The sequence below is a fragment of the Altericista sp. CCNU0014 genome (assembly GCF_044923475.1).
Lineage (GTDB): Bacteria > Cyanobacteriota > Cyanobacteriia > Thermosynechococcales > Thermosynechococcaceae > JAAURS01.
The window spans coordinates 4,799,382-4,818,171 of record NZ_CP137338.1 but is presented as its reverse complement, the minus strand read 5'-3'; the positions used below and the strand labels follow the sequence as shown (position 1 = coordinate 4,818,171).

Here is an 18,790-nt window from a genome sequence, read left to right as displayed (position 1 = left end):
TGTAGATTTGTTTCGCATCATATAGGCTTTCCTGGAAGTCTTGTCGGCGAAGCGTCCCTCGATCGACCCAGAGAGTACTCAGTAAATGACACTGCCTTCTCGATTTTTTCTCACAGCACGACGATCGAGAAATACAAGCGCTTCCGAACGCGCTATTGTTGTGTTAGTTTATCCAGGACGCATCTGCGACGAATTTTGATTTGAGCCGTGCCGCAACCTACCTATTCTTTTGTCATTCCGCTCTACAACGAGGAAGATAACCTTCCAGAGCTGTATCGGCAGCTCTCGCGCCTGTTCGAGTCTTTAGATGGCGACAGCGAGCTGATTTTGGTGGACGATGGCAGTCGCGATCGTTCTTTGGCGATCCTGCGATCGCTCCAAGCGCAAGATGCTAGAGTCCGCTACCTGAGCTTGGGCCGCAACTTTGGGCATCAAATTGCGCTATCGGCAGGGTTGCAGTTTGCGACGGGCAAGGCGATCGTCGTCATGGATGCCGATTTGCAAGACCCCCCTGAGGTGGTGGCCCAACTGAGCGAGCAATGGCGGGCCGGATATGACGTGGTTTACGGACAACGCCTGAGCCGAACCAAAGAAGGCTGGCTGAAGCGCCTGACAGCCTATGGATTTTATCGGCTTCTCAATCGCCTATCGGACGTGGAGATTCCTGCCGACACCGGCGACTTTTGCCTGATGGATAGAGCTGTCGCGGACCTCCTCAATCAGATGCCCGAGCGCAATCGCTATATTCGGGGGCTGCGGGCCTGGGTTGGATTTCGGCAAACTGCCGTGCAGTTTCACCGTCCGGGGCGGTTTGCCGGCTCTGTTAAATATACCTTCCGCAAATCCTTGGCGCTGGCGATTAACAGCATTTTGGGTTTTTCTAAAATTCCGCTCCGATTGGCGACCTACCTCGGTTTATTTTCAGCCGGCTTTGCAGGTCTCATGATGGTGTTGACCATTTACTGGCGCTTTTTCGACCGCTCTCCCAATTCCCATCGCCTCGAAGGATTTGCCCTTATTACAATGGGCGTCTTCTTCTTAGGCGCCGTGCAGCTCATTTGCATCGGCATTTTAGGCGAGTACATTGGCCGCATCTACGAAGAAGTCAAGGGCCGCCCTCTCTTTACTATCAAAGAGCTGGGGGGTTTGAAACCGCTATCTAACCCTCATAATACTCAAACCCATGCAGTTCCTCTTGCCAAAGGACTTTATTAAAGTCGCACTCTAGGGGGTCTCGTTTTGGAGCTGGCGTTTCAGGTCGGCCAAAACGGACCATCGCCGATCGAGAGACTGTTTTTCTGTTTCCTCGGTTGTTGCAACGACAATGCCGGGACATGCCGCGTCGCACAGCTGTCGTTGGGGGAGCGCCAGGCAGAGTTGCTGGTAGAGCCAGTCCTCAGGGTAAAAGTACCCGTTGGGGGGAATGGATTCAGTGAGGGCGGGGTCTTCTAAGTCTCCGGTGAAGGTAATGCCTTCTACAACATCGTCGAGGACGGCTTCTTGGAGCCAAATCAGCTCCGCTGTCTGAGTTGAAAGCCGATGGTTGTAGCTTTGCAGACAGCGATCGCAGGTTAAGGTCACAATCGTTTCAGCTGTTGCGGAAACCTGAAGGTAGTTACCATGATGGACGACTTCAATTTGGCCCTGCACGGGGGTCAAAGTTTCCAACCCCACCAAGGGAGAATTGACTGAAATGACCTCGGTTTGCTCTGGGGCGCGGGTTAACTGAGGTAAGAAAATTGGATCCATGACCGTTGATGTTCCGATATGCCTGTTAGCAATAGGTTAGCTCGGTGCGTCTGGTTGCTTGGGTCCTACCACAAGACAGCGCTGCGGTTCTTGGCCGCGACTGTAGGTTTGCAAATCTTCCAACTCGCCCAGAATCGTATGAATCAACCGTCGCTCAGCAGGCGGCAGTGGCATCATTGCGACCTCTTGACCCGTCTCTCGAACTCGAGCTGCAACCTCATCGGCCATATCTGCTAACTGAAGGTAGCGCTGTTCGCGGCGGCCTAACAGCTCGACAGTATAGGCAGCCTGAGAAGATGAATCTTGCCCCAAATTGAGGGTTGCGTTCACGAGGTATTGAATGGCATCGAGCACCGCACCATTTTCGCCCACTAGGCACTGCACCTGTTCTGGAGCGAGCGCTCGAGCGTCAATCGTCAGCCAATACCCGCCAAAATCTTTCAAGCGCGTCTGGGCGGCCTGTGGAGGCGTGGTGTCAATGGAAACATCCAGAGAAAAGTGGTTGAGTAACGTACTCAACCACTGCTGGGCGGTCTGTGCCGAGGTGTTGTCTGCCATAGACCTAAACGGAAGGGACTAGTTAGACGGCTTTTTCTTAGAACGGCTCGGTTCAAAGGGGAGCGCTTTCAGGTCCGCACTGCTGCTACTCTTCGTTCGCTTTGCCTCATCGTCGAGAATTTTCTGCAAGTTTTCCGGTAACGGCTCCCGAGACAGAATGAAACTCTGAATGGTTTGGAAAATATTGGCGATGAGCATGTACAGCAAAACGCCACTGGGGAGCGGAATGAACAAAAACATTCCCGAGAAAATAACGGGCAGAAACTTATTGACGGCCTGTTGAGATTGCTGCGCGGGGCTATCGTCGGCTCCGCCGCCTGCTTGACCCGACAGAAGTTGATTCACGTACAGCGAAATTCCGAACCCTAAGACCAAGATCAAAACATCCCAGCGAACCGCGTTGATGTTGAAGCTGCCGTCGGCGACGGGAACGTCTGGGTCGATCACGCCCACGTCTCCAAGGGCTTTAATAAACAGGAAGCCCGTTTTAGAAGCAATACCGGGAATCGTGCCCTGAATGGTGACGTCACCGGGCTGAAGTGCGGTAATCCGACCGGAATCGCTTAGCTTGATGCGGTCTTGTCCCTTTGTGACTTGCCAATGGGGCTGCAGGCCGGGATTGGAGTACTCTTTGAGCAATCCACTAAATGGCTTGCCAGAAACAGACTGAAAATCTAAGGTTGCTGAATTCCCGACGGGAATCTTATTGCCCTCTGGAACCATTGCCAAGACTGGAAAGTGGACCCCATCGGCAACGTAGATATTTTGAGGTTTTGTCGTGACGGGTTGCACCTGAGCCACCTGCTCGATTTGCTCTTTAGGGACGACCTGCAGATCGACGGTGTAGTTAATATCTGAAAACGGCGAACCCCTTAAGGTTGCGAACAGCGCAAACAGGATCGGCATTTGAACGACCAAGGGCAAACAGCCTGCTAGAGGGTTGCCAAATTCTTGGATGAGCTTAGCCTGCTCTTCCTGCATTTTGGTCGGGTCGTTTTTGTAGCGCTCCTGAATTTCTTTTTGACGCTTCTGCATGATCGGCTGCGCCACTTTCATCTTCCGCATGTTGCGGATTTGGCCAGCACTGAGCGGATACAGCGCCAATCGAACCACCAGCGTCAGCGCGACAATCGCTAGACCATAGCTCGGCACGATCCCATAGAAAAAATCCAGGATCGGCAGCATGACGTTATTAGAAAGAAATCCAACCCCAAAATCCATTGTGCTTAAAGTTGACCTCAGTACGCTGGCATTCAATCTTAATCTTACTTGTCCCTTCGACACTATAGCCAAGGGATCGCAACGGCAATCTTAATTCTTAGGCGGCAGCGGCCATTGGAGTGCCGATCCCTGCCTTTTCTTCGATATAAGCTGCTACGTCTCTAAATTTAGGAACGGCTTTGAGCTCTAGCTTGCTGCCGTCCTTGAGGGTTACGACCATGTCACCCCACAGTCCAATGCCTCGGGAGACGGACACGACTTTGGCGACTTGGGAATAGACGACGTCGGTGCGATCGCGTCCCATCCATCCGCCCGTTATCGTAATGCGACGGCTTGTAATCCGGTAGCGCAGCCACAGCGCCCGGACTACGGCTCCTGCCGTAATGGGCAGACAGATTACGGTCAATCCCAGCAGAAGGCCAAAAATCAGCTCTCCAACATGGGGGCCACCCTCAAAATAAACGTCTTCTTTAATCCCCATGGAGTATCTCCGTCTGCGCCAATAACTGTTTTAATTGTTGCAGAAATTCTGGATAATCGCACTGAAGGGCATTGGGATAGACCACGATTACGAGATCCCAGCCGTTTTCAAGCTTGGGCAAAAGCTCCCGAAAGGCTGAGCGCAACTGACGTTTGATGCGATTTCGCACCACCGCTCGTTTGCTGACCTTACTGCTAATTGAGATCCCAACGCGCAGGGGCGGTTGCTCTCGAGCATCGATGGGATGGCGATAGGCTCTTAGACCTAAGGCAAAACGATTGAGCCGAATCCCTTTTTGGTAAACCGTGGAAAAGTCTTGCCTTGCTCTGAGTCGATTTTGCTTGGGCAACATTGAGACCTATTTCCCAACTCGCCCAGCTTTCTAAACCGCTAAGCGATGACGGCCTTTGCGACGCCGGGCTTTAATTACATTTTGTCCGTTTTTGGTTCTCATGCGAGCACGAAAGCCAGAGGTCCGTTTGCGTTTGCGGCAGGTGCCGCCTAGGGTACGTTGCGTCATAATCTGTGTTTAGAATGCAGGTCAGACTCGGCCTTTTCTAAAAAAGACCCAGGCTCTCCAGTGTACGATCTTATGTCTCGTCTGCGCTAGCCTTAACGAAATTGGGCCGCATTTTCATTGTTGAAGCTCAAATGAGAGATCGTCGGGTTCCTAAGAAGGGACTCCCGCTTACTATGGCTAAGGCTAAATCTCATGAGAATGCTGGAAAATCTGCAAAACTATCAATAAGTAGGAAGGCATGATTCAGATATCAGTAGAACAATTCGATCTTGAGCGCGATTTAGATTCCGACTTCTTACATCAGGAGAAGTTTGCCTAGCGTTTGAACCCCGTTCGGAGATTGGACGCTGAGATAGGGCAGATCTGATACGTTCTCACACTTTGTTACTACTTCTGAGTTGTCACGAAAAAGAGTAGGACGATCGGCAATACAACCACAAATCCTAGAGAGCTAAGCTGGGTCACATTATCAAATCGCGAGAAATGGTGAGTTTGCGTTAGGTGAAAGATGAAGTGCAGCACAGCAAAGGCAAGCCAACTTCCCAGAGCAACTTGGATCGGGTGTCGTTCGAGTAGAACGGCTGTTGCAGCCAAGAACACACCGAAATCAAGGTTGTTTGCCCCGTAGTCTCGAACCAGATGTTCATTGTAGGGACCTAGGGTGGAAATCCAATTTCTACCAGGGAATGGGAAGATCTCATAAAAGTGGGACGGGGCAAAAAAGCCCAGAAGCCAACGATCGGGGGAACGATCGCCAAGAACAGTAAGCTCCCCTGAAACCAGCTTCCACGTACCCCATGTGGATCGGATTGATTGTTCATAAAGGATTTTCCTTTCCTGTTAGTTTGGGTTGGAGATTTGACTCAAGAACTCTTTCCAGCGAACGTTGCCGTACTTCTGGTCAGCACAAAGATGTACGCCTGCCCGAAATACCTGCGCTACTTTGCCAGGGATAGGAATTTCGATGACGCTCCGGTTCCGCCCGATCGCTTGAAAATAAGTTTTAGCAAGCTCTGCTGCTGTCCACACTTCAGGTCCTCCGATATCGGTCACTCGTCCAGCAGGGGCTGAAAGCGCTAGTTCCGCCACGCGATTGGCAACTTCCCTGGCTTGAATGGGCTGGAGCAAAAATCCTTTGGGCATGAGCATCACAGGCAGACGATCGAGCCAGGATACAGGCCATCCCACTTAGCCGCAAAGGCATCCAGTGCCGCTTCGGCCTCTTGGAGGGTAGCGGCTTGGTAAATGGGTTTGAGGTCAGCCACAACCGCTTTGCTATCTTTCCAAGGCACATAGCGCAAACAGTTACGGATTAAATGGACAATGCACAGTTGAACCTGAGTGTTGGGGTAAAGTGCTTCAATGGCCTGGGGAAAGCCGCTCAACCCATCGACACAGGCAATTAGGATATCCTGAAGTCCCCGATTTTTGAGGTCTGTGAGGACTTTTAAGCAGAACTTTGCCCCCTCACTTTCTGCTTCTCCAGTCCATAGCCCCAGTAAGTCCTTATTGCCCTCGCGATTGATGCCTAAGACCACATAGACGGCTCGTTTGGCAACTCGCCCAGATACCTTGAGGTTGACGTAGAGCGCATCCAGATACAGGATCGGGTACACCTCATCCAAGGGACGACATTGCCAAGCGTTGACTTCTTCGCTCACGCTATCGGTGACGTCACTAATGAGCGCTACTGATATCTGAGCTCCATAGAGTTCTTCCAGTTGGGCGCTGATGTCTCGCGTACTCAGGCCACGGGAATACAGCGCTAGGATTTTCTCATCAAGGCCCGCTAAGCGCCGTTGATGTTTGGGTACCAGGACAGGTTCAAATTCGCCGTTGCGGTCGCGGGGGATAGAGAGTTCCATTTCGCCATGCTGCGACTGCACGGTCTTTTTGGAGTATCCGTTTCGGCTATTGGGACGAGACGGTTCGCCCGGGTCGGCGCCTTCGGGGGCTGAAGGGTTTGGCTTGAGATGATGGTTCAGTTCCCCTGATAGGGCACGCTCAATCAGACGTTGGCTCAGTTGCTTGAGTAAGCCTCCCTCCCCTAGGATGTCGTCGGGGGTTCGATAATCTAACAGCAATTCGTCTAGCAGCTCATCTGTACGGTTGGGTTCTTTCTTTGTTCTTGGCATAATGCGGTCTCCTGTGTTGTAGGGATTTTAGACCGCTTACACAAAATTCTGAACAGTCTCCTAAAATGCTTCTTCCAACCAGGTGCTGGCCAAATCAGCATTACTCAGGTTGGCACCACTTAAAATTAGCTCGACTCAAGCTAGCCCTGCGAAGCATAGCTCCACTCAAGTCAATTCCACTCAAATCAGCATCTTCCAAATTAACTCCGCTTAAACGAGTTCCACTGAAATCTCTCTCCCCAGCGGCATATCGCTGCAACAACTCTTCAGCAGTCATAACTTCAGCCTCCAAAACACAACAGTCCCCACCTGGCTAGACTTCCTTTAAGGGCCAACTCCATTTAAATTCACTTCAATTTGCAATCTTTGGCGATCTATTCCTGAAGGTCATCGTACATTTTCTCTAGAGACTGCTGCTGAGTTTTGCGTGAGGTTCGACGGTAGCGCTTGAATTCGAGCATTGGTTCGTCGTTATCAGCGCCCATGCGGTTTGTTTTTCGCTTCGTGCGGGCTTCAGGGTTGCGGGTCTGATGGCGTTCTGTTTGAGCGGCGATCGCCTCATCTAAAAATCCTAAATAATCGCTGTAGCGTTCCCAATCTCCCCTCACCGCACAGTTGGGTTCGTCTCGGTGCAGGCAGTCTGCAAATTGGCAGGAGTGGGCAGCAAGGCGCGATCGCCCCTCTGGGAAATGGTAAATCAGCTCTTCTGGCAAACAGTGAATCGTAGGCTGACTAAACCCTGGAGTATCCGCAAACAGGCCGCCATTGGGCAGCTCAAATAGCTCGACGTGGCGCGTCGTGTGTTTGCCCTTGCGCCAATGCTCTGAAATTTCGCCCACCCGTAGGTCGAGGTCCGGGGCCAAGGTATTGATCAGGCTAGATTTCCCCACTCCCGATGGTCCCGCTAAAACCGTAATCTGATTCTGAAGCTGCTGGCGGATCGACTCAATCCCTATCCCTGTACGGATGCTGAGGGGGATTGAAGGATAGCCCCAAGTGAGAAGGCGATCGCACCAGTCTTTCTGTACCTCAGTAGACACCAAATCGGCCTTACTCAGGCCAATCAAAATCTTGAGACGCGTCCCCTCGATCGCCACCAAAAATCGGCTGAGCTGATACACATCAATGACGGGATCGGCCATCGCAAACACCAGTAGCACCTGGTCAGCGTTGGCAATAGGAGGGCGTTCTAGCTCGCTGCGGCGCGGCAACACCTCAGAGATTGCACCCCGCTGCCCCTGCCAGTCCGGTTCTGAAATGACCACGCGATCGCCCACCATCACCTGCTGGCCCATTTTTTTGAGCCGAGCGCGACGGGTACAGAGTAACTCAACCTGAGGAAAAGACGTTCCACCAGCCTCTAACCCTAACCGCACCCGATAAAAATTGGCCTGTACCGCCAACACCGTACCGACAATCGGCTGGATAGCGACCGCAGAGGTCATGCGGTCGGGGGAGCAAAAAGGGGCGCTCTCACCTGAAGCACAAAAAAGTCCGTCTTCTCCTCCAGGCGCTCGATATTGTACCCAGCCATCGTCAAACTATCCGGCACCTGCTCGATCGGCTCTCCCGGATCCAGCCAAACCTCCAGCAGCTCGCCGGGCTGCATCTGCTGAAGCTTTAACTTTGTCCGTACGAAATTAAGGGGACAAGGCGTCCCCCGCAAATCGATTTTTGCATCGGGCATGAGCGCAGAAAACTCACTCATCTTCCACCAAATAACCCGCCTAAGAAACCTTCCACTCCGCCACCCTTGCCCGTGCTGTCCCCTCGAAGTTGAGCGAGCTTCTCCAATAGCTCGCGCTCTTCGGGAGCGACGCGGGTCGGAATTTCAACCGCGACGGTAATCAGGTGATCGCCCCGACTCACGGGATTCCCCAATTTAGGCACGCCGTGGTTTTCTAACGTCAAAACCGTGCCCGGCTGAATCCCTGCTGGAATCGTCAATACCTGCTCTCCATCCACCGTCTTTGCCGCAATCTCAGCACCCAAGATGGCCTGCAAATAGCTAATTTTAAGGTCCGACAAAATATTGATCCCGTCCCGACGGAATTCGGGATCTTCTTGGACGAATAGATAAACGTATAAATCTCCCGTCGGGCCGCCCCGCTGTCCGGCATCTCCCTCATTCGACACTCGAAGGCGCGTCCCCGTATCGACCCCAGGTGGAATCGTGATTTTTAGTTTTTTGGGAACCTGATTCTGGCCCTTACCGCCGCAGGTATCGCACTTATCGGCGATCGTTTGACCCGTCCCGTTACAGGTCGGGCAAACCGAAACCTGCGTAAAGCTGCCAAAGGGGGTACGGGTCGCTCTTCTAACTTGACCGCCACCCTGGCAGGTACTGCAAGTCTGAGGGCGGGTCCCCGGCTTGGACCCCGATCCTTGACAGGTCCCGCAGTTTTCTAAATGCGCGATGCGGATTTGCTTTTCTCCACCAAAAATGGCCTCTCGAAACTCGAGCTTGAGATCGAAGCGCAGGTCATCCCCTCGCGTGGGTGCCGAGCGTCGACGGGTGCTGCCTTGTCCGGCTGCGCCGCCAAAACCGCCAAAAAAGCTCTCGAAGATATCGGCAATACCGCCCATATCCGTAAAATCTTGATAGCCCCCTGCACCCGCGCTGGCGCTCACGCCCGCTTCGCCAAAACGGTCGTAGCGCGCCCGCATTTCGGGTTCGGAAAGCACCTCATAGGCAAGGTTGATCTCCTTAAAGCGATCCTCGGCCTCTGCCGCTTTATTGACATCAGGGTGATACTTCCGAGCCAAGCGGCGATAGGCTTGCTTGAGCTCATCGGCATCTGCGTTTCTTGAAACGCCTAGAATTTCATAGTAGTCACGGGCCATAGGGTGAAGAGTAGGTTACAGCGCTAACGTGGGCGACAAGCTTTTCTAGTCTACGACTTCATAGTCTGTAATGACCGTTTCGTCGATATCGTCTCCAACGAATGTTTCTTCATTGCCAATACTATTCCAACTCGATTCCGTTGTAGAACCTAGGTTAGCAGTTTCAGCCGAGGGCGTACCAGGGAAGGCGCTTCCAACAGCTGCCCCCGGCGCGCTCTGATACACGGCAGAGCCAATCTGGAGCAGAATCTGCTGGAGCAAATCCGTTTTTTGGCGCAGCATTTCGGGCATCGGGTCCGTCTGTGCGGCGATCGCCTTAATCTCTTCGATGAGCGCTACGGCACTCTTCTGAAGTTCGGCGTTTACAGCAGTTCCATTGTCTCGAATCGTTGACGTGTAGTTATAGACCAGACTGTCGATATGATTTCGCAGTTGAGCCACTTCTTGCTGTTTGCGATCGTAATCGGAGTAAATTTGGGCTTCCTGACGCATTCGCTCCACTTCGAGGGAACTCAAGCCGCCAGTATTAGAGATCCGAATACTTTGCTTGCGACCCGTACCTTTGTCCTGAGCGAACACGTTTAGAATGCCATTGGCATCGATATCGAAGGTAACTTCAATCTGGGGAACACCCCGAGGAGCCGGGGGAATACCGGTCAGTTCGAACTTGCCCAGGCATTTATTATCCTTGACCATCGCCCGTTCCCCTTGAAATACTTGGATTTCAACAGAGGTTTGCCCGTCGGTGGCCGTTGAAAAACCCTGAGAGCGGCTGGTGGGAAGGGTCGTGTTGCGATCGATAATTCGAGTAAACACGCCACCTAAGGTTTCAATGCCCAAGGACAGCGGCGTGACATCCAACAGGAGTAAGTCCTTCACTTCCCCGCCCAAGACCCCAGCTTGCAAAGCCGCACCTAAGGCAACGGATTCGTCTGGATTGACCGATCGATCGGGAGATTTACCACCAAAGAACCGTTTGACGGCTTCTTGAACGGCAGGGATACGCGTGGAGCCGCCCACCAAAATAATGCGGTCGATCGCAGCAGGTTCGAGATCGCCATCTTTTAAGGCCTGTTCCATGGGCTCTAGCGTCGAGTCCACCAAAGCCTTCACCAGTTCTTCGAACTTAGCCCGCGTCAAATCCATTTCTAGGTGTTTTGGCCCGGATTCATCTGCGGTAATAAAAGGCAGATTGATGGAGGTCGTAATGGTGCTGGACAGCTCGATTTTTGCCTTCTCTGCCGCTTCGCGCAGTCGCTGGAGCGCCATCTTATCTTTGGAAAGGTCGATCTGCTCTCGATCTTGAAAGTTAGCAATCATCCAGCGCAAAATGGCTTCGTCAAAGTCATCCCCACCGAGGTGGTTGTTCCCAGACGTGGCTTTAACCTCAAAAATGCCGTCACCCATCTGCAAGATAGAGACATCGAAGGTACCGCCACCCAAGTCGAATACTAAGATGCGCTGCTCTCGGTCTTGTTTGTCTAAACCATAGGAAAGGGCCGCAGCAGTCGGTTCGTTGATAATGCGCAAGACTTCTAGCCCTGCAATGGTGCCGGAGTCTTTGGTCGCTTGCCGTTGGGCATCGCTAAAATAGGCCGGAACCGTGATGACCGCTTGAGTAACGGTTTCTCCAAGGTAAGCTTCCGCATCTTGCTTCAGCTTTTGGAGTACCATTGCAGAAACTTCCTGCGGCGTGTAAGCCTTGCCGCGAATCAGAACGTCCACCGTTTCATCCCGACCCGAAACGCAGTCGTAGGAGACGCGCGATCGCTCGATATCGGTTTCCTGCCAGCGCCGACCGATAAAACGCTTGATGCTAAAAATCGTATTTTCAGCATTGGTCACAGCCTGACGTTTGGCAAGCTGACCCACCAGTCGCTCGCCGGAGCGGCCAAATCCCACAATACTGGGAGTCGTTCGCCCTCCTTCGGCATTGGGAATGACGACGGGTTGTCCCCCCTCCAGAACAGCTACGCAACTGTTTGTTGTCCCTAAATCAATCCCAATGACTTTTCCCATAGCCCAATGTAAACAAATAAAAAATTTGCACGTAAATAACAGTTACATCGTTGACGGAGAAGGGTAAAACGAGTTGGATCGAGCGTTTATATTCCCGGAAAATTCTAAAGCCAACCACTCATTTCACGGAGTTTTATAGATTTAGGTTGAAGTCGTCTGAACCGAACCTAAAATTTCCGCGAGTTGGAAGATATCTACCAACATTGGGGAATGTAACGCCGACCCATCGCTCGTCACGATGCTTCTGAAGAAACTTCAGAGATCGAGGTTTCTGAAACAGGCTCCGTATTTTCTAACGGTGCCGCAACTTTTACCATGGCATGCCTCAGTACAATGTCTCCCAACAAGTAACCCCGACGCAGCTCCTCGATCACGGTCCCTTCAGGATGGTCTGCTGTAGATTCGCGCATAATCGCGTCGTGGAAATTTGGATCGAACGGCTGACCCTCCACCCGCATGGGCGACACCCCAATTCTCTTGAGGCAGTCTACGAGCTGTTTGTAAACGCCTTGATAGCTCTTGTGAATATTGACTTCTTGCTCGGTCTGAGGTTTAAGCTGAGTTCTTGCCAGCTCGAAGCTATCGATCACGGGCAGTAGCTCGCCGATCGCATCGCGCTTGACCCGAAGCTCGAGTTCGCTTTTTTCCCGCTCTGTCCGTTTCCGAAAATTATCAAAATCGGCAGCAATTCGGACGCATTGACCCGTCCGCTCTTCAACTTGAAGCCGCAAAGATTCAACCTCGGTCGCGAGTCGCGTCAGCGCTTCGGAATCGGCTTCCGCATCAATAGAAGTCTCAACGCTTGGGGTAGCGACTTCAGTCGGATCGAGACTTTCGGCATCGGTGCTGGACTCAACCTCTAGGCTTTGTTGCTCTAAACCTAGATTGACCGCCTCGTCATTTGCGTCAGATTCGGAACGCTCGACATCCATCGCTGCATCGCTGTTCGCAGACGGCTCCGTTTCTCTTCCTTGATTTTCCTCGCTCATGATGGTCTCAGTGTATGTAACAGTTTCCGTTTGGTCAGTGTTCATAGTCTAAAAGTTTCTAGCCTTTGGATGGAGTTCGTTTCTGCCACCTCAGCAGCAGAAAGGGTTAATAATGGCTCAAGACGTAAAGGAAGGGTTTAGGTGTATGTTTCGAACAAAACTGCCAAATGTGTCTCAATACCTTATATAGGATACTAAAAAATATTAACTGTAGAGGTTTAAGACTAAGCTTAGCACTGTCCCTCTAACCAGTCGGCTTATAGAAATCCCGGTCTGTACGACACTGATTCGTCAATCTGTATATTTTGATCGCGCTGTTTGACTAGAGATGGGTAGATATGAGTCAAAATAGACTCACCAGTCTATTCTTCCCCAATTTGTCAGAATTATTCCAATAGCATCTTGCTAAAAAACGACTGAAAAGTGGGAACGATGAGAAAGACTGCAATCTGTATGCTTTTTTCCATTCTTGCCTTAAGAAATTGGAATATCCTCTAACCATATACGTTGTCTCTATTTTGAGATTCTAGTTGGAGCCTTATGGTCAACTCTTCTTCTTCGCGGCGTGCCCTGATTACCCGACAAAGCTTCTCTCCCTTTGGGAATAAGCTCATTCAGACTGGATATATCGATCAAGAGCAGATGCTCAAGGCTTCTGTAGAAAGCCGCCAGTCGGGCAAGTCGCTGGTTGAGGTCCTTCAGGGCTTGACCGGTCGGCCATTACCACCGGATTTATTGCGTCAGTTCAAGCAGCAGCAGCTCTTCGAACTCAAAATTATTTACGGCATTGACTCTCTCGATCCAGAGGTCAACCAAATTCCGACAGATCAGGTGGGCGAGCTCATCGAACGTTACATCCCGTTAGATGTGTGTCGAACCTACGAATTGATTCCCATTAGCCTCAATCAAGAGGTAGACCCTCCCACCCTATTGGTGGCAATGGTCAATCCCGACAATCTAGAGGCGCAGGATCGACTCAATCGGCTTCTGCGCCCCGAAGGCACGATGCTCCGTCGCATGGTGATTGCGGCAGACGACTACCAGCAATTGATCCAGCGTTACCTGGATGAAAATGCCGCGCGACAGGCAAAGGTCGAAGCCGATCAGATGATGAATATCGATCTGGCCGACGACCTAGAAAATATTGCTGGGTTTGAAGAGCTATCCGTTGATGAGGGAGAGACAGACTTAGGGACCGCCCTTCAGGATGCAGAAACAGCCCCCATTATCGCCTTGGTCAATAAGGTTCTGGCAAAAGCCCTACAGGAAGGGGTCTCCGATATTCACATCGAGCCTCAAGAAGAAAATCTCCGGATTCGCTTTCGCAAAGATGGGGTGTTGGGCTATGCTTTTCCGCCCTTACCGCGAAAAATTGTGGCGGCGGTGATCTCCAGGTTCAAGATTATTGCGGAGCTGGATATTGCAGAGCGACGACAGCCCCAGGACGGTCGGATTCGCCGATTATTCCAGGGACGCAAAGTGGATTTTCGGGTGAGTACGCTGCCAAGCCGCTTTGGAGAGAAGGTGGTGCTGCGAATTCTCGATAATTCCTCAACCCAGTTGGGATTGGATAAGCTCATTACCGATCCAGAGAGCTTGGATATCGTTCGGGATATGGTCAGCCGCCCCTTCGGACTGGTTTTGGTGACGGGGCCGACTGGCTCTGGGAAAACGACGACACTCTATTCGGCCCTCGCTGAATGTAACGATCCGGGCAAAAACATTAGCACCGCAGAGGATCCCATTGAATATACATTGCCCGGACTGACCCAGGTGCAGGTCATTCGGGACAAGGGGATGGATTTTGCCTCTATTTTGAGAGCGTTTCTGCGACAGGATCCCGATGTCATCCTGGTGGGTGAGACTCGAGATAAGGAGACGGCCAAGACGGCCATTGAGGCAGCGTTGACGGGACACCTGGTTTTGACAACGCTACACACCAATGACGCCGCCAGCGCGATCGCCCGTCTAGCCGAGATGGACGTAGAGCCATTCATGGTCTCCGCTTCGTTGATTGGCGTAGTCGCCCAGCGCCTGGTGAGACGAGTCTGTACCGAGTGTCGCATTCCCTATCAGCCTTCCACGACGGACTTATCCCGATTTGGATTATCTGCCTCGTCGGGGACAGAAATCACTTTTTATCGCGCCAACACAATTTCTCCCGAGGAATTGCAAACTAGCCAATCCGTCTGCATCAAATGTAACGGAGCTGGGTACAAAGGTCGCGTCGGGGTGTACGAAATCATGCGCGTGACCGAAACGCTCCAAAGCTTCATTACTGAGGGTGCGCCTACAGAGCGCATTAAAGAGGTAGCCGTCGAGGAAGGCATGAAGACGCTATTGGCCTACAGCCTCAATTTAGTCAAACGAGGCGAGACTACCCTAGAAGAAGTCGAGCGGGTGACCTTCACGGACTCCGGGCTAGAAGCAGAACTAAAGGCTCGGAGGAAAACATCTTTGACCTGCCGCGTTTGCAGCGCAGATGTGAAGCAGGAGTGGCTGGATTGTCCGTACTGCATGACATCCCGATTTGAAGAGTAGCGCGACTCGACTGATTCGATGGAAATTTAACGGCACGATCTTAATCGCATAATTGGGGGTTCTAAGGCTATGGACTACATGATTGAAGACTTGATGGAAGAAGTGGTGGAGCGAGGCGGATCCGATCTCCACGTTTCGGCTGGGCTGCCCCCGTACATTCGAGTCAACGGCAAGCTAACGCCTACAGATCGCGATCCGCTGTCACCGGAGCAGTGCCAAAAACTCATCTTCAGCATGCTCAACAATACCCAGCGCAAAAACCTAGAGCAAAACTGGGAGCTGGACTGTTCCTACGGCGTGCGCGGTCTAGCGCGGTTTCGGGTTAATGTCTATAAGGATCGCGGTACCTACGCCGCAGCGTTGCGGGCGCTGAGTTCTAAAATTCCGACCATTGAGACATTAGGGCTGCCTAATATCGTTCGGGAGATGTCGGAGAAGCCTAGGGGCTTGATTTTGGTAACGGGCCCTACCGGTTCGGGGAAATCTACGACCCTAGCCTCGATGATCAACAACATCAACATGACTCGAGCCGAACACATTCTGACCATTGAAGATCCCATCGAGTTTGTATACGAACCGATCAAGAGCGTCATCCACCAGCGACAAGTAGGGGAAGACACCCGCAGTTTTGCCAATGCACTTCGAGCGGCGCTGCGAGAGGATCCCGACGTCGTCCTCGTGGGGGAACTCCGGGACTTAGAAACCATTCAGCTCGCCATCACCGCCGCCGAAACCGGTCACTTGGTGTTCGGTACCCTACACACCAGTTCCGCCTCTCAAACCGTTGACCGGATGGTAGATGTGTTCCCGCCAGAACAGCAAACGCAGGTACGGGTTCAGCTGTCCGGTTCCTTAGTAGCCGTGTTCAGCCAAACGCTGGTGCCCCGCAAGAACGTGAAGCCTGGAGAGTACGGTCGGACACTGGCCCAAGAAATCATGGTGGTTACACCAGCGATCGCCAACCTCATCCGCGAAGGCAAAACAGCGCAAATTTACTCCGCCATTCAAACCGGAGGCAAGGTCGGAATGGTCACCCTGGAAAAAGTTCTAGCCGATCTCTATCGAGGTGGCCTGATTTCCTTCGAGTCTGCCGTTTCAAAGACTTCTCGACCGGATGAGTTGCAGCGCTTAATGGGGTCAGGTCCCGTCGGCGCTGAGCCAGTTGGCAACCAACGACGGCATTAAGCGCTGCAAGAAAGCAGAATCAGTTCCGCCTCGGATCGTCGATTTCTCGTTTTTGCCTTCAATTCGTTCCTTTGCATCTAGTTTGTCGACCCGCACTAAGAGTATTTGAGATATGCCAACCTACGTTGTCCGTGCCAGAAATTCCGTTGGAAAAAGCAGCAGCCAGAAAATTACTGCAAGCTCTCTCAAGGAGGCTCGCACGACGATCCAACGTCAAGGGCTTCAGGTCATGGACGTCAAAGAAGACCAAGGGCTCAAGATCGATGGCAATTTTGAAATCAATCTGGATTTTCTAGGCAGTATTAAAATCAAGGATAAGGCGATCTTTTCAAGGCAGTTCGCAGCTTTGGTTAACGCTGGGGTTGCAATGGTTCGCGGTCTGGGCGTGATGGCCGATCAATGCACCAATCCGAAGTTTAAAAAGATTTTGCTACAGGTCAATGCCGACGTACAGCAGGGCATGAGTCTTTCTGAAGCGATGCGATCGCACCCCCAGGCCTTCGATCAGCTCTACGTTGCAATGATCCAAGCAGGAGAGACCGGAGGGGTGCTCGATGAAGTGCTCAATCGACTCTCCAAACTTCTTGAAGATCAAACGCGACTCAACAATCAGATTAAGTCTGCGTTGGCATACCCAGTGGTCGTGAGCTTAATTGCCGTCACCATTTTCTTCGGGATGGTTATCTTTCTAATTCCCATCTTTGACGGCATTTTTAAGCAGCTCGGCGGTCAACTGCCAGTCTTTACGCAGGTGCTGGTTAACTTGAGCGTCTTTCTGCGGACGCCGCAGTACGGGATTACATTCCTGATTTTTGTGGGGGGAGTCGTCTTTGGTCTCAAAAAGTACTACACGACCCGTACGGGCCGCGAAACCATCGACCGATTCTCTTTGAAGGTTCCGCTTTTTGGAGATCTCATTCAAAAAACAGCCGTCGCTCGCTTTTGTCGAACGTTTGGTTCTCTATCTCGTTCTGGAGTCCCAATTTTACAAGCTTTAGAAATTGTGAGAGACACAGCGGGCAATCAAATCATTTCTAATGCCATCGACGAAGCTAGGCGGGAAGTTCAAAGCGGCGGAATGCTGAGCTTGGCATTGCAGAGAGAAAAAGTCTTCCCCGTACTGGCAACCCAAATGATTAACGTGGGCGAAGAAACCGGGGAAATCGATAAAATGCTAATGAAGGTTGCTGACTTCTACGAAGACGAAGTAGAACAGGCTGTCAAGGCCATGACCAGCATTATGGAACCCATTATGATCGTGGTTTTGGGGGGCATGGTCGGTTCTATTCTAGTAGCCATGTATCTACCCATGTTCCAAGTCTTCGAACTGGTAAAATAACGGGGGAACGGTCGGCCCAGGTCGGCAAAGGTTCGTCAACTGGCTCGATCGATGAAGAACGGCCTAGTCACAAACATCGCTAGGTGTTTACAATAGCAACCATGTGTTGAGACGGGCTGTTGTGACTCAGGACAAGTTTGGGGATAATCCGCCGATACGCTCTGCCAAGCGTTTAGGGACTATGCCTACTTATTACGAGCGTCTCGATCTGTCTATCTCTGCTACGGCAGAGGAAGTGCGGCGGGCCTATCGTCTTAAGAGCAAGCTTTATCATCCCGATACCACAACCTTGCCTCCAGCAGTGGCTATCCAAAAATTCCGCGAACTCAAGGAAGCCTATGCCGTCTTAAATACGCCCGAGCGCCGTGCTGCTTATGATGCAGGAAAATGGGATAAGCCCCCCGTCAACGTTCCGATCGATGCTACAGCATCTTCGGATAATCGGTTTAGAAGTTCTTCTGCAGCTTATTTAGATCCAAAAGAACGTCCCCTATCCCCAGGAGAAATTTTTGCAGTGTTCCTCTTGGGGATAACGTTTGTCGTTTGTCTCGTACTGGCGATCGTCTTGGGCGTAGCAAGAGGGGAGATGGTGCTTCAGACTTCTGTGCCTGTTGTGTCTGCCCTACAGCAGATGCCTTCCGGTACGGCTGCGTCCCTTTCTTCAAACATTCCTTCGCTGAAACGGTCGAAAGCGTTGGAAGGGTCGCCGCGATCGCCAAAATCCTCAACTCGCGATCGACCCTCACCTTAGAGGAAAGGGATTCGATTTTTCCCTTTACAGCGGGTCTTATATCTTTGGAAAGCCTCTAATGTCTTACAACCACTGTAAATCAATGCTTTTAGTATTTTAAAATGTTCCTTACAAGGCTGAAAACCCCTTATTTCAATGCACAAGTAGAGCATAGCTGGCATGAATTCTTCGTTACCTCTCCCTGAAACTCCACTGTACAACCACACTTTGCCAGACATCGAGCAATGGCTCAGAGCGCATGGCTGCGAGCGGGACGTCGAACAACTGCATCTTTGGCACCTGAACGGTCCGTCTTGGTCGGCTGAAATTCGGCTAGATATCGAAGAGCTGTCGGTACTGTACGAGACACCGAAAGATCGGACGCTGAGCGTTCGCAGGACGTTTAAGTACTCTCTCAGCCGCCAGGATGTTGAAGACGCTATTTTTGCCGGACCTTAGATCGGGGCGCGTTGCAAGGA

The 18,790-nt window shown here is 51.7% G+C and carries 20 protein-coding genes and 1 pseudogene; 6 read left to right on the top strand and 15 right to left on the bottom strand.

Annotation, left to right across the window (positions count from 1 at the left end; translation table 11 throughout):
• Positions 1-207: 207 nt before the first annotated feature.
• On the top strand, positions 208-1,215 hold the full coding sequence (locus R6H26_RS22955; RefSeq protein ID WP_404785861.1) for a glycosyltransferase family 2 protein: 1,008 nt from the start codon (positions 208-210) through the stop codon (positions 1,213-1,215).
• Between the two features lie 9 nt (positions 1,216-1,224).
• Here the strand turns inward: R6H26_RS22955 and R6H26_RS22950 are convergent, their stop codons facing one another.
• From R6H26_RS22950 to grpE, 15 genes and pseudogenes are all read right to left on the bottom strand, one after another.
• Complete coding sequence (locus R6H26_RS22950) at positions 1,225-1,749, bottom strand: YceD family protein (RefSeq protein WP_404785859.1); 525 nt, start codon at positions 1,747-1,749, stop codon at positions 1,225-1,227.
• A 36-nt stretch (positions 1,750-1,785) separates the two neighbouring features.
• On the bottom strand, positions 1,786-2,307 hold the full coding sequence (locus tag R6H26_RS22945) for a protein jag (RefSeq protein WP_404785858.1): 522 nt from the start codon (positions 2,305-2,307) through the stop codon (positions 1,786-1,788).
• 18 nt (positions 2,308-2,325) lie between these two features.
• The gene (yidC, locus tag R6H26_RS22940; RefSeq protein ID WP_404785856.1) at positions 2,326-3,528 is read right to left on the bottom strand and encodes a membrane protein insertase YidC; all 1,203 of its coding nucleotides are present in this window, start codon (positions 3,526-3,528) and stop codon (positions 2,326-2,328) included.
• Between the two features lie 97 nt (positions 3,529-3,625).
• Complete coding sequence (locus R6H26_RS22935) at positions 3,626-4,009, bottom strand: PH domain-containing protein (protein WP_404785854.1); 384 nt, start codon at positions 4,007-4,009, stop codon at positions 3,626-3,628.
• Positions 3,999-4,361 carry a ribonuclease P protein component gene (gene rnpA, locus R6H26_RS22930; protein ID WP_404785852.1) on the bottom strand — a complete coding sequence of 121 codons (363 nt, stop codon included), beginning with the start codon at positions 4,359-4,361 and terminating at the stop codon, positions 3,999-4,001. Before rnpA ends, R6H26_RS22935 begins: the two co-directional genes overlap by 11 nt.
• A gap of 30 nt (positions 4,362-4,391) precedes the next feature.
• Entirely contained in the window at positions 4,392-4,529 is a 138-nt protein-coding gene (gene rpmH / locus R6H26_RS22925) for a 50S ribosomal protein L34 (RefSeq protein WP_404785850.1), read from the bottom strand.
• A 656-nt stretch (positions 4,530-5,185) separates the two neighbouring features.
• On the bottom strand, positions 5,186-5,350 hold the full coding sequence (locus R6H26_RS22920) for a hypothetical protein (RefSeq protein ID WP_404785848.1): 165 nt from the start codon (positions 5,348-5,350) through the stop codon (positions 5,186-5,188).
• Positions 5,351-5,369: 19 nt separating this feature from the next.
• Entirely contained in the window at positions 5,370-5,672 is a 303-nt protein-coding gene (locus R6H26_RS22915) for a hypothetical protein (RefSeq protein ID WP_404785846.1), read from the bottom strand.
• Positions 5,673-5,695: 23 nt separating this feature from the next.
• A pseudogene (locus R6H26_RS22910) lies at positions 5,696-6,664 on the bottom strand (IS256 family transposase); the annotation flags it as partial.
• A 100-nt stretch (positions 6,665-6,764) separates the two neighbouring features.
• On the bottom strand, positions 6,765-6,941 hold the full coding sequence (locus R6H26_RS22905) for a pentapeptide repeat-containing protein (protein WP_404785845.1): 177 nt from the start codon (positions 6,939-6,941) through the stop codon (positions 6,765-6,767).
• A 97-nt stretch (positions 6,942-7,038) separates the two neighbouring features.
• Positions 7,039-8,109 (bottom strand): small ribosomal subunit biogenesis GTPase RsgA, encoded by a 1,071-nt coding sequence (gene rsgA, locus R6H26_RS22900; RefSeq protein WP_404785843.1) that lies wholly within the window; start codon positions 8,107-8,109, stop codon positions 7,039-7,041.
• Complete coding sequence (locus R6H26_RS22895) at positions 8,106-8,372, bottom strand: sulfurtransferase TusA family protein (protein WP_404785842.1); 267 nt, start codon at positions 8,370-8,372, stop codon at positions 8,106-8,108. Before R6H26_RS22895 ends, rsgA begins: the two co-directional genes overlap by 4 nt.
• Entirely contained in the window at positions 8,369-9,508 is a 1,140-nt protein-coding gene (gene dnaJ, locus R6H26_RS22890) for a molecular chaperone DnaJ (RefSeq protein ID WP_404785841.1), read from the bottom strand. Before dnaJ ends, R6H26_RS22895 begins: the two co-directional genes overlap by 4 nt.
• Positions 9,509-9,553: 45 nt before the next feature.
• Positions 9,554-11,527 carry a molecular chaperone DnaK gene (gene dnaK / locus R6H26_RS22885; RefSeq protein WP_404785839.1) on the bottom strand — a complete coding sequence of 658 codons (1,974 nt, stop codon included), beginning with the start codon at positions 11,525-11,527 and terminating at the stop codon, positions 9,554-9,556.
• 233 nt (positions 11,528-11,760) lie between these two features.
• Complete coding sequence (gene grpE / locus R6H26_RS22880; protein ID WP_404785837.1) at positions 11,761-12,516, bottom strand: nucleotide exchange factor GrpE; 756 nt, start codon at positions 12,514-12,516, stop codon at positions 11,761-11,763.
• A 540-nt stretch (positions 12,517-13,056) separates the two neighbouring features.
• Here grpE and R6H26_RS22875 point away from each other — a divergent pair.
• The 5 genes from R6H26_RS22875 to R6H26_RS22855 all read left to right on the top strand — a co-directional run bounded on the left by R6H26_RS22875 (position 13,057) and on the right by R6H26_RS22855 (position 18,770).
• Positions 13,057-15,057: a GspE/PulE family protein gene (locus R6H26_RS22875; protein ID WP_404785835.1), complete on the top strand. Its 2,001-nt coding sequence runs from the start codon at positions 13,057-13,059 to the stop codon at positions 15,055-15,057.
• Positions 15,058-15,126: 69 nt separating this feature from the next.
• On the top strand, positions 15,127-16,242 hold the full coding sequence (locus R6H26_RS22870; RefSeq protein ID WP_404785833.1) for a type IV pilus twitching motility protein PilT: 1,116 nt from the start codon (positions 15,127-15,129) through the stop codon (positions 16,240-16,242).
• Between the two features lie 112 nt (positions 16,243-16,354).
• Positions 16,355-17,581, top strand: coding sequence for a type II secretion system F family protein (locus R6H26_RS22865; protein ID WP_404785831.1), 1,227 nt, complete (start codon positions 16,355-16,357; stop codon positions 17,579-17,581).
• 181 nt (positions 17,582-17,762) lie between these two features.
• Positions 17,763-18,332, top strand: a complete 570-nt coding sequence (locus tag R6H26_RS22860; protein WP_404785829.1) for a J domain-containing protein — start codon at positions 17,763-17,765, stop codon at positions 18,330-18,332.
• A 159-nt stretch (positions 18,333-18,491) separates the two neighbouring features.
• Positions 18,492-18,770, top strand: coding sequence for a DUF3143 domain-containing protein (locus R6H26_RS22855; RefSeq protein ID WP_404785828.1), 279 nt, complete (start codon positions 18,492-18,494; stop codon positions 18,768-18,770).
• Positions 18,771-18,790: the final 20 nt, after the last annotated feature.

What these genes read in the sequence shown, in the direction of transcription:
- R6H26_RS22950 (WP_404785859.1), bottom strand. Translation starts at nt 1,749, where the DNA reads ATGGATCCAATTTTCTTACCTCAGTTAACCCGCGCCCCAGAGCAAACC.
- R6H26_RS22945 (WP_404785858.1), bottom strand. Translation starts at nt 2,307, where the DNA reads ATGGCAGACAACACCTCGGCACAGACCGCCCAGCAGTGGTTGAGTACG.
- yidC (WP_404785856.1), bottom strand. Translation starts at nt 3,528, where the DNA reads ATGGATTTTGGGGTTGGATTTCTTTCTAATAACGTCATGCTGCCGATC.
- R6H26_RS22935 (WP_404785854.1), bottom strand. Translation starts at nt 4,009, where the DNA reads ATGGGGATTAAAGAAGACGTTTATTTTGAGGGTGGCCCCCATGTTGGA.
- rnpA (WP_404785852.1), bottom strand. Translation starts at nt 4,361, where the DNA reads ATGTTGCCCAAGCAAAATCGACTCAGAGCAAGGCAAGACTTTTCCACG.
- rpmH (WP_404785850.1), bottom strand. Translation starts at nt 4,529, where the DNA reads ATGACGCAACGTACCCTAGGCGGCACCTGCCGCAAACGCAAACGGACC.
- R6H26_RS22920 (WP_404785848.1), bottom strand. Translation starts at nt 5,350, where the DNA reads ATGAACAATCAATCCGATCCACATGGGGTACGTGGAAGCTGGTTTCAG.
- R6H26_RS22915 (WP_404785846.1), bottom strand. Translation starts at nt 5,672, where the DNA reads ATGCCCAAAGGATTTTTGCTCCAGCCCATTCAAGCCAGGGAAGTTGCC.
- R6H26_RS22905 (WP_404785845.1), bottom strand. Translation starts at nt 6,941, where the DNA reads ATGACTGCTGAAGAGTTGTTGCAGCGATATGCCGCTGGGGAGAGAGAT.
- rsgA (WP_404785843.1), bottom strand. Translation starts at nt 8,109, where the DNA reads ATGACCTCTGCGGTCGCTATCCAGCCGATTGTCGGTACGGTGTTGGCG.
- R6H26_RS22895 (WP_404785842.1), bottom strand. Translation starts at nt 8,372, where the DNA reads ATGAGTGAGTTTTCTGCGCTCATGCCCGATGCAAAAATCGATTTGCGG.
- dnaJ (WP_404785841.1), bottom strand. Translation starts at nt 9,508, where the DNA reads ATGGCCCGTGACTACTATGAAATTCTAGGCGTTTCAAGAAACGCAGAT.
- dnaK (WP_404785839.1), bottom strand. Translation starts at nt 11,527, where the DNA reads ATGGGAAAAGTCATTGGGATTGATTTAGGGACAACAAACAGTTGCGTA.
- grpE (WP_404785837.1), bottom strand. Translation starts at nt 12,516, where the DNA reads ATGAGCGAGGAAAATCAAGGAAGAGAAACGGAGCCGTCTGCGAACAGC.
- R6H26_RS22875 (WP_404785835.1), top strand. Translation starts at nt 13,057, where the DNA reads ATGGTCAACTCTTCTTCTTCGCGGCGTGCCCTGATTACCCGACAAAGC.
- R6H26_RS22870 (WP_404785833.1), top strand. Translation starts at nt 15,127, where the DNA reads ATGGACTACATGATTGAAGACTTGATGGAAGAAGTGGTGGAGCGAGGC.
- R6H26_RS22865 (WP_404785831.1), top strand. Translation starts at nt 16,355, where the DNA reads ATGCCAACCTACGTTGTCCGTGCCAGAAATTCCGTTGGAAAAAGCAGC.
- R6H26_RS22860 (WP_404785829.1), top strand. Translation starts at nt 17,763, where the DNA reads ATGCCTACTTATTACGAGCGTCTCGATCTGTCTATCTCTGCTACGGCA.
- R6H26_RS22855 (WP_404785828.1), top strand. Translation starts at nt 18,492, where the DNA reads ATGAATTCTTCGTTACCTCTCCCTGAAACTCCACTGTACAACCACACT.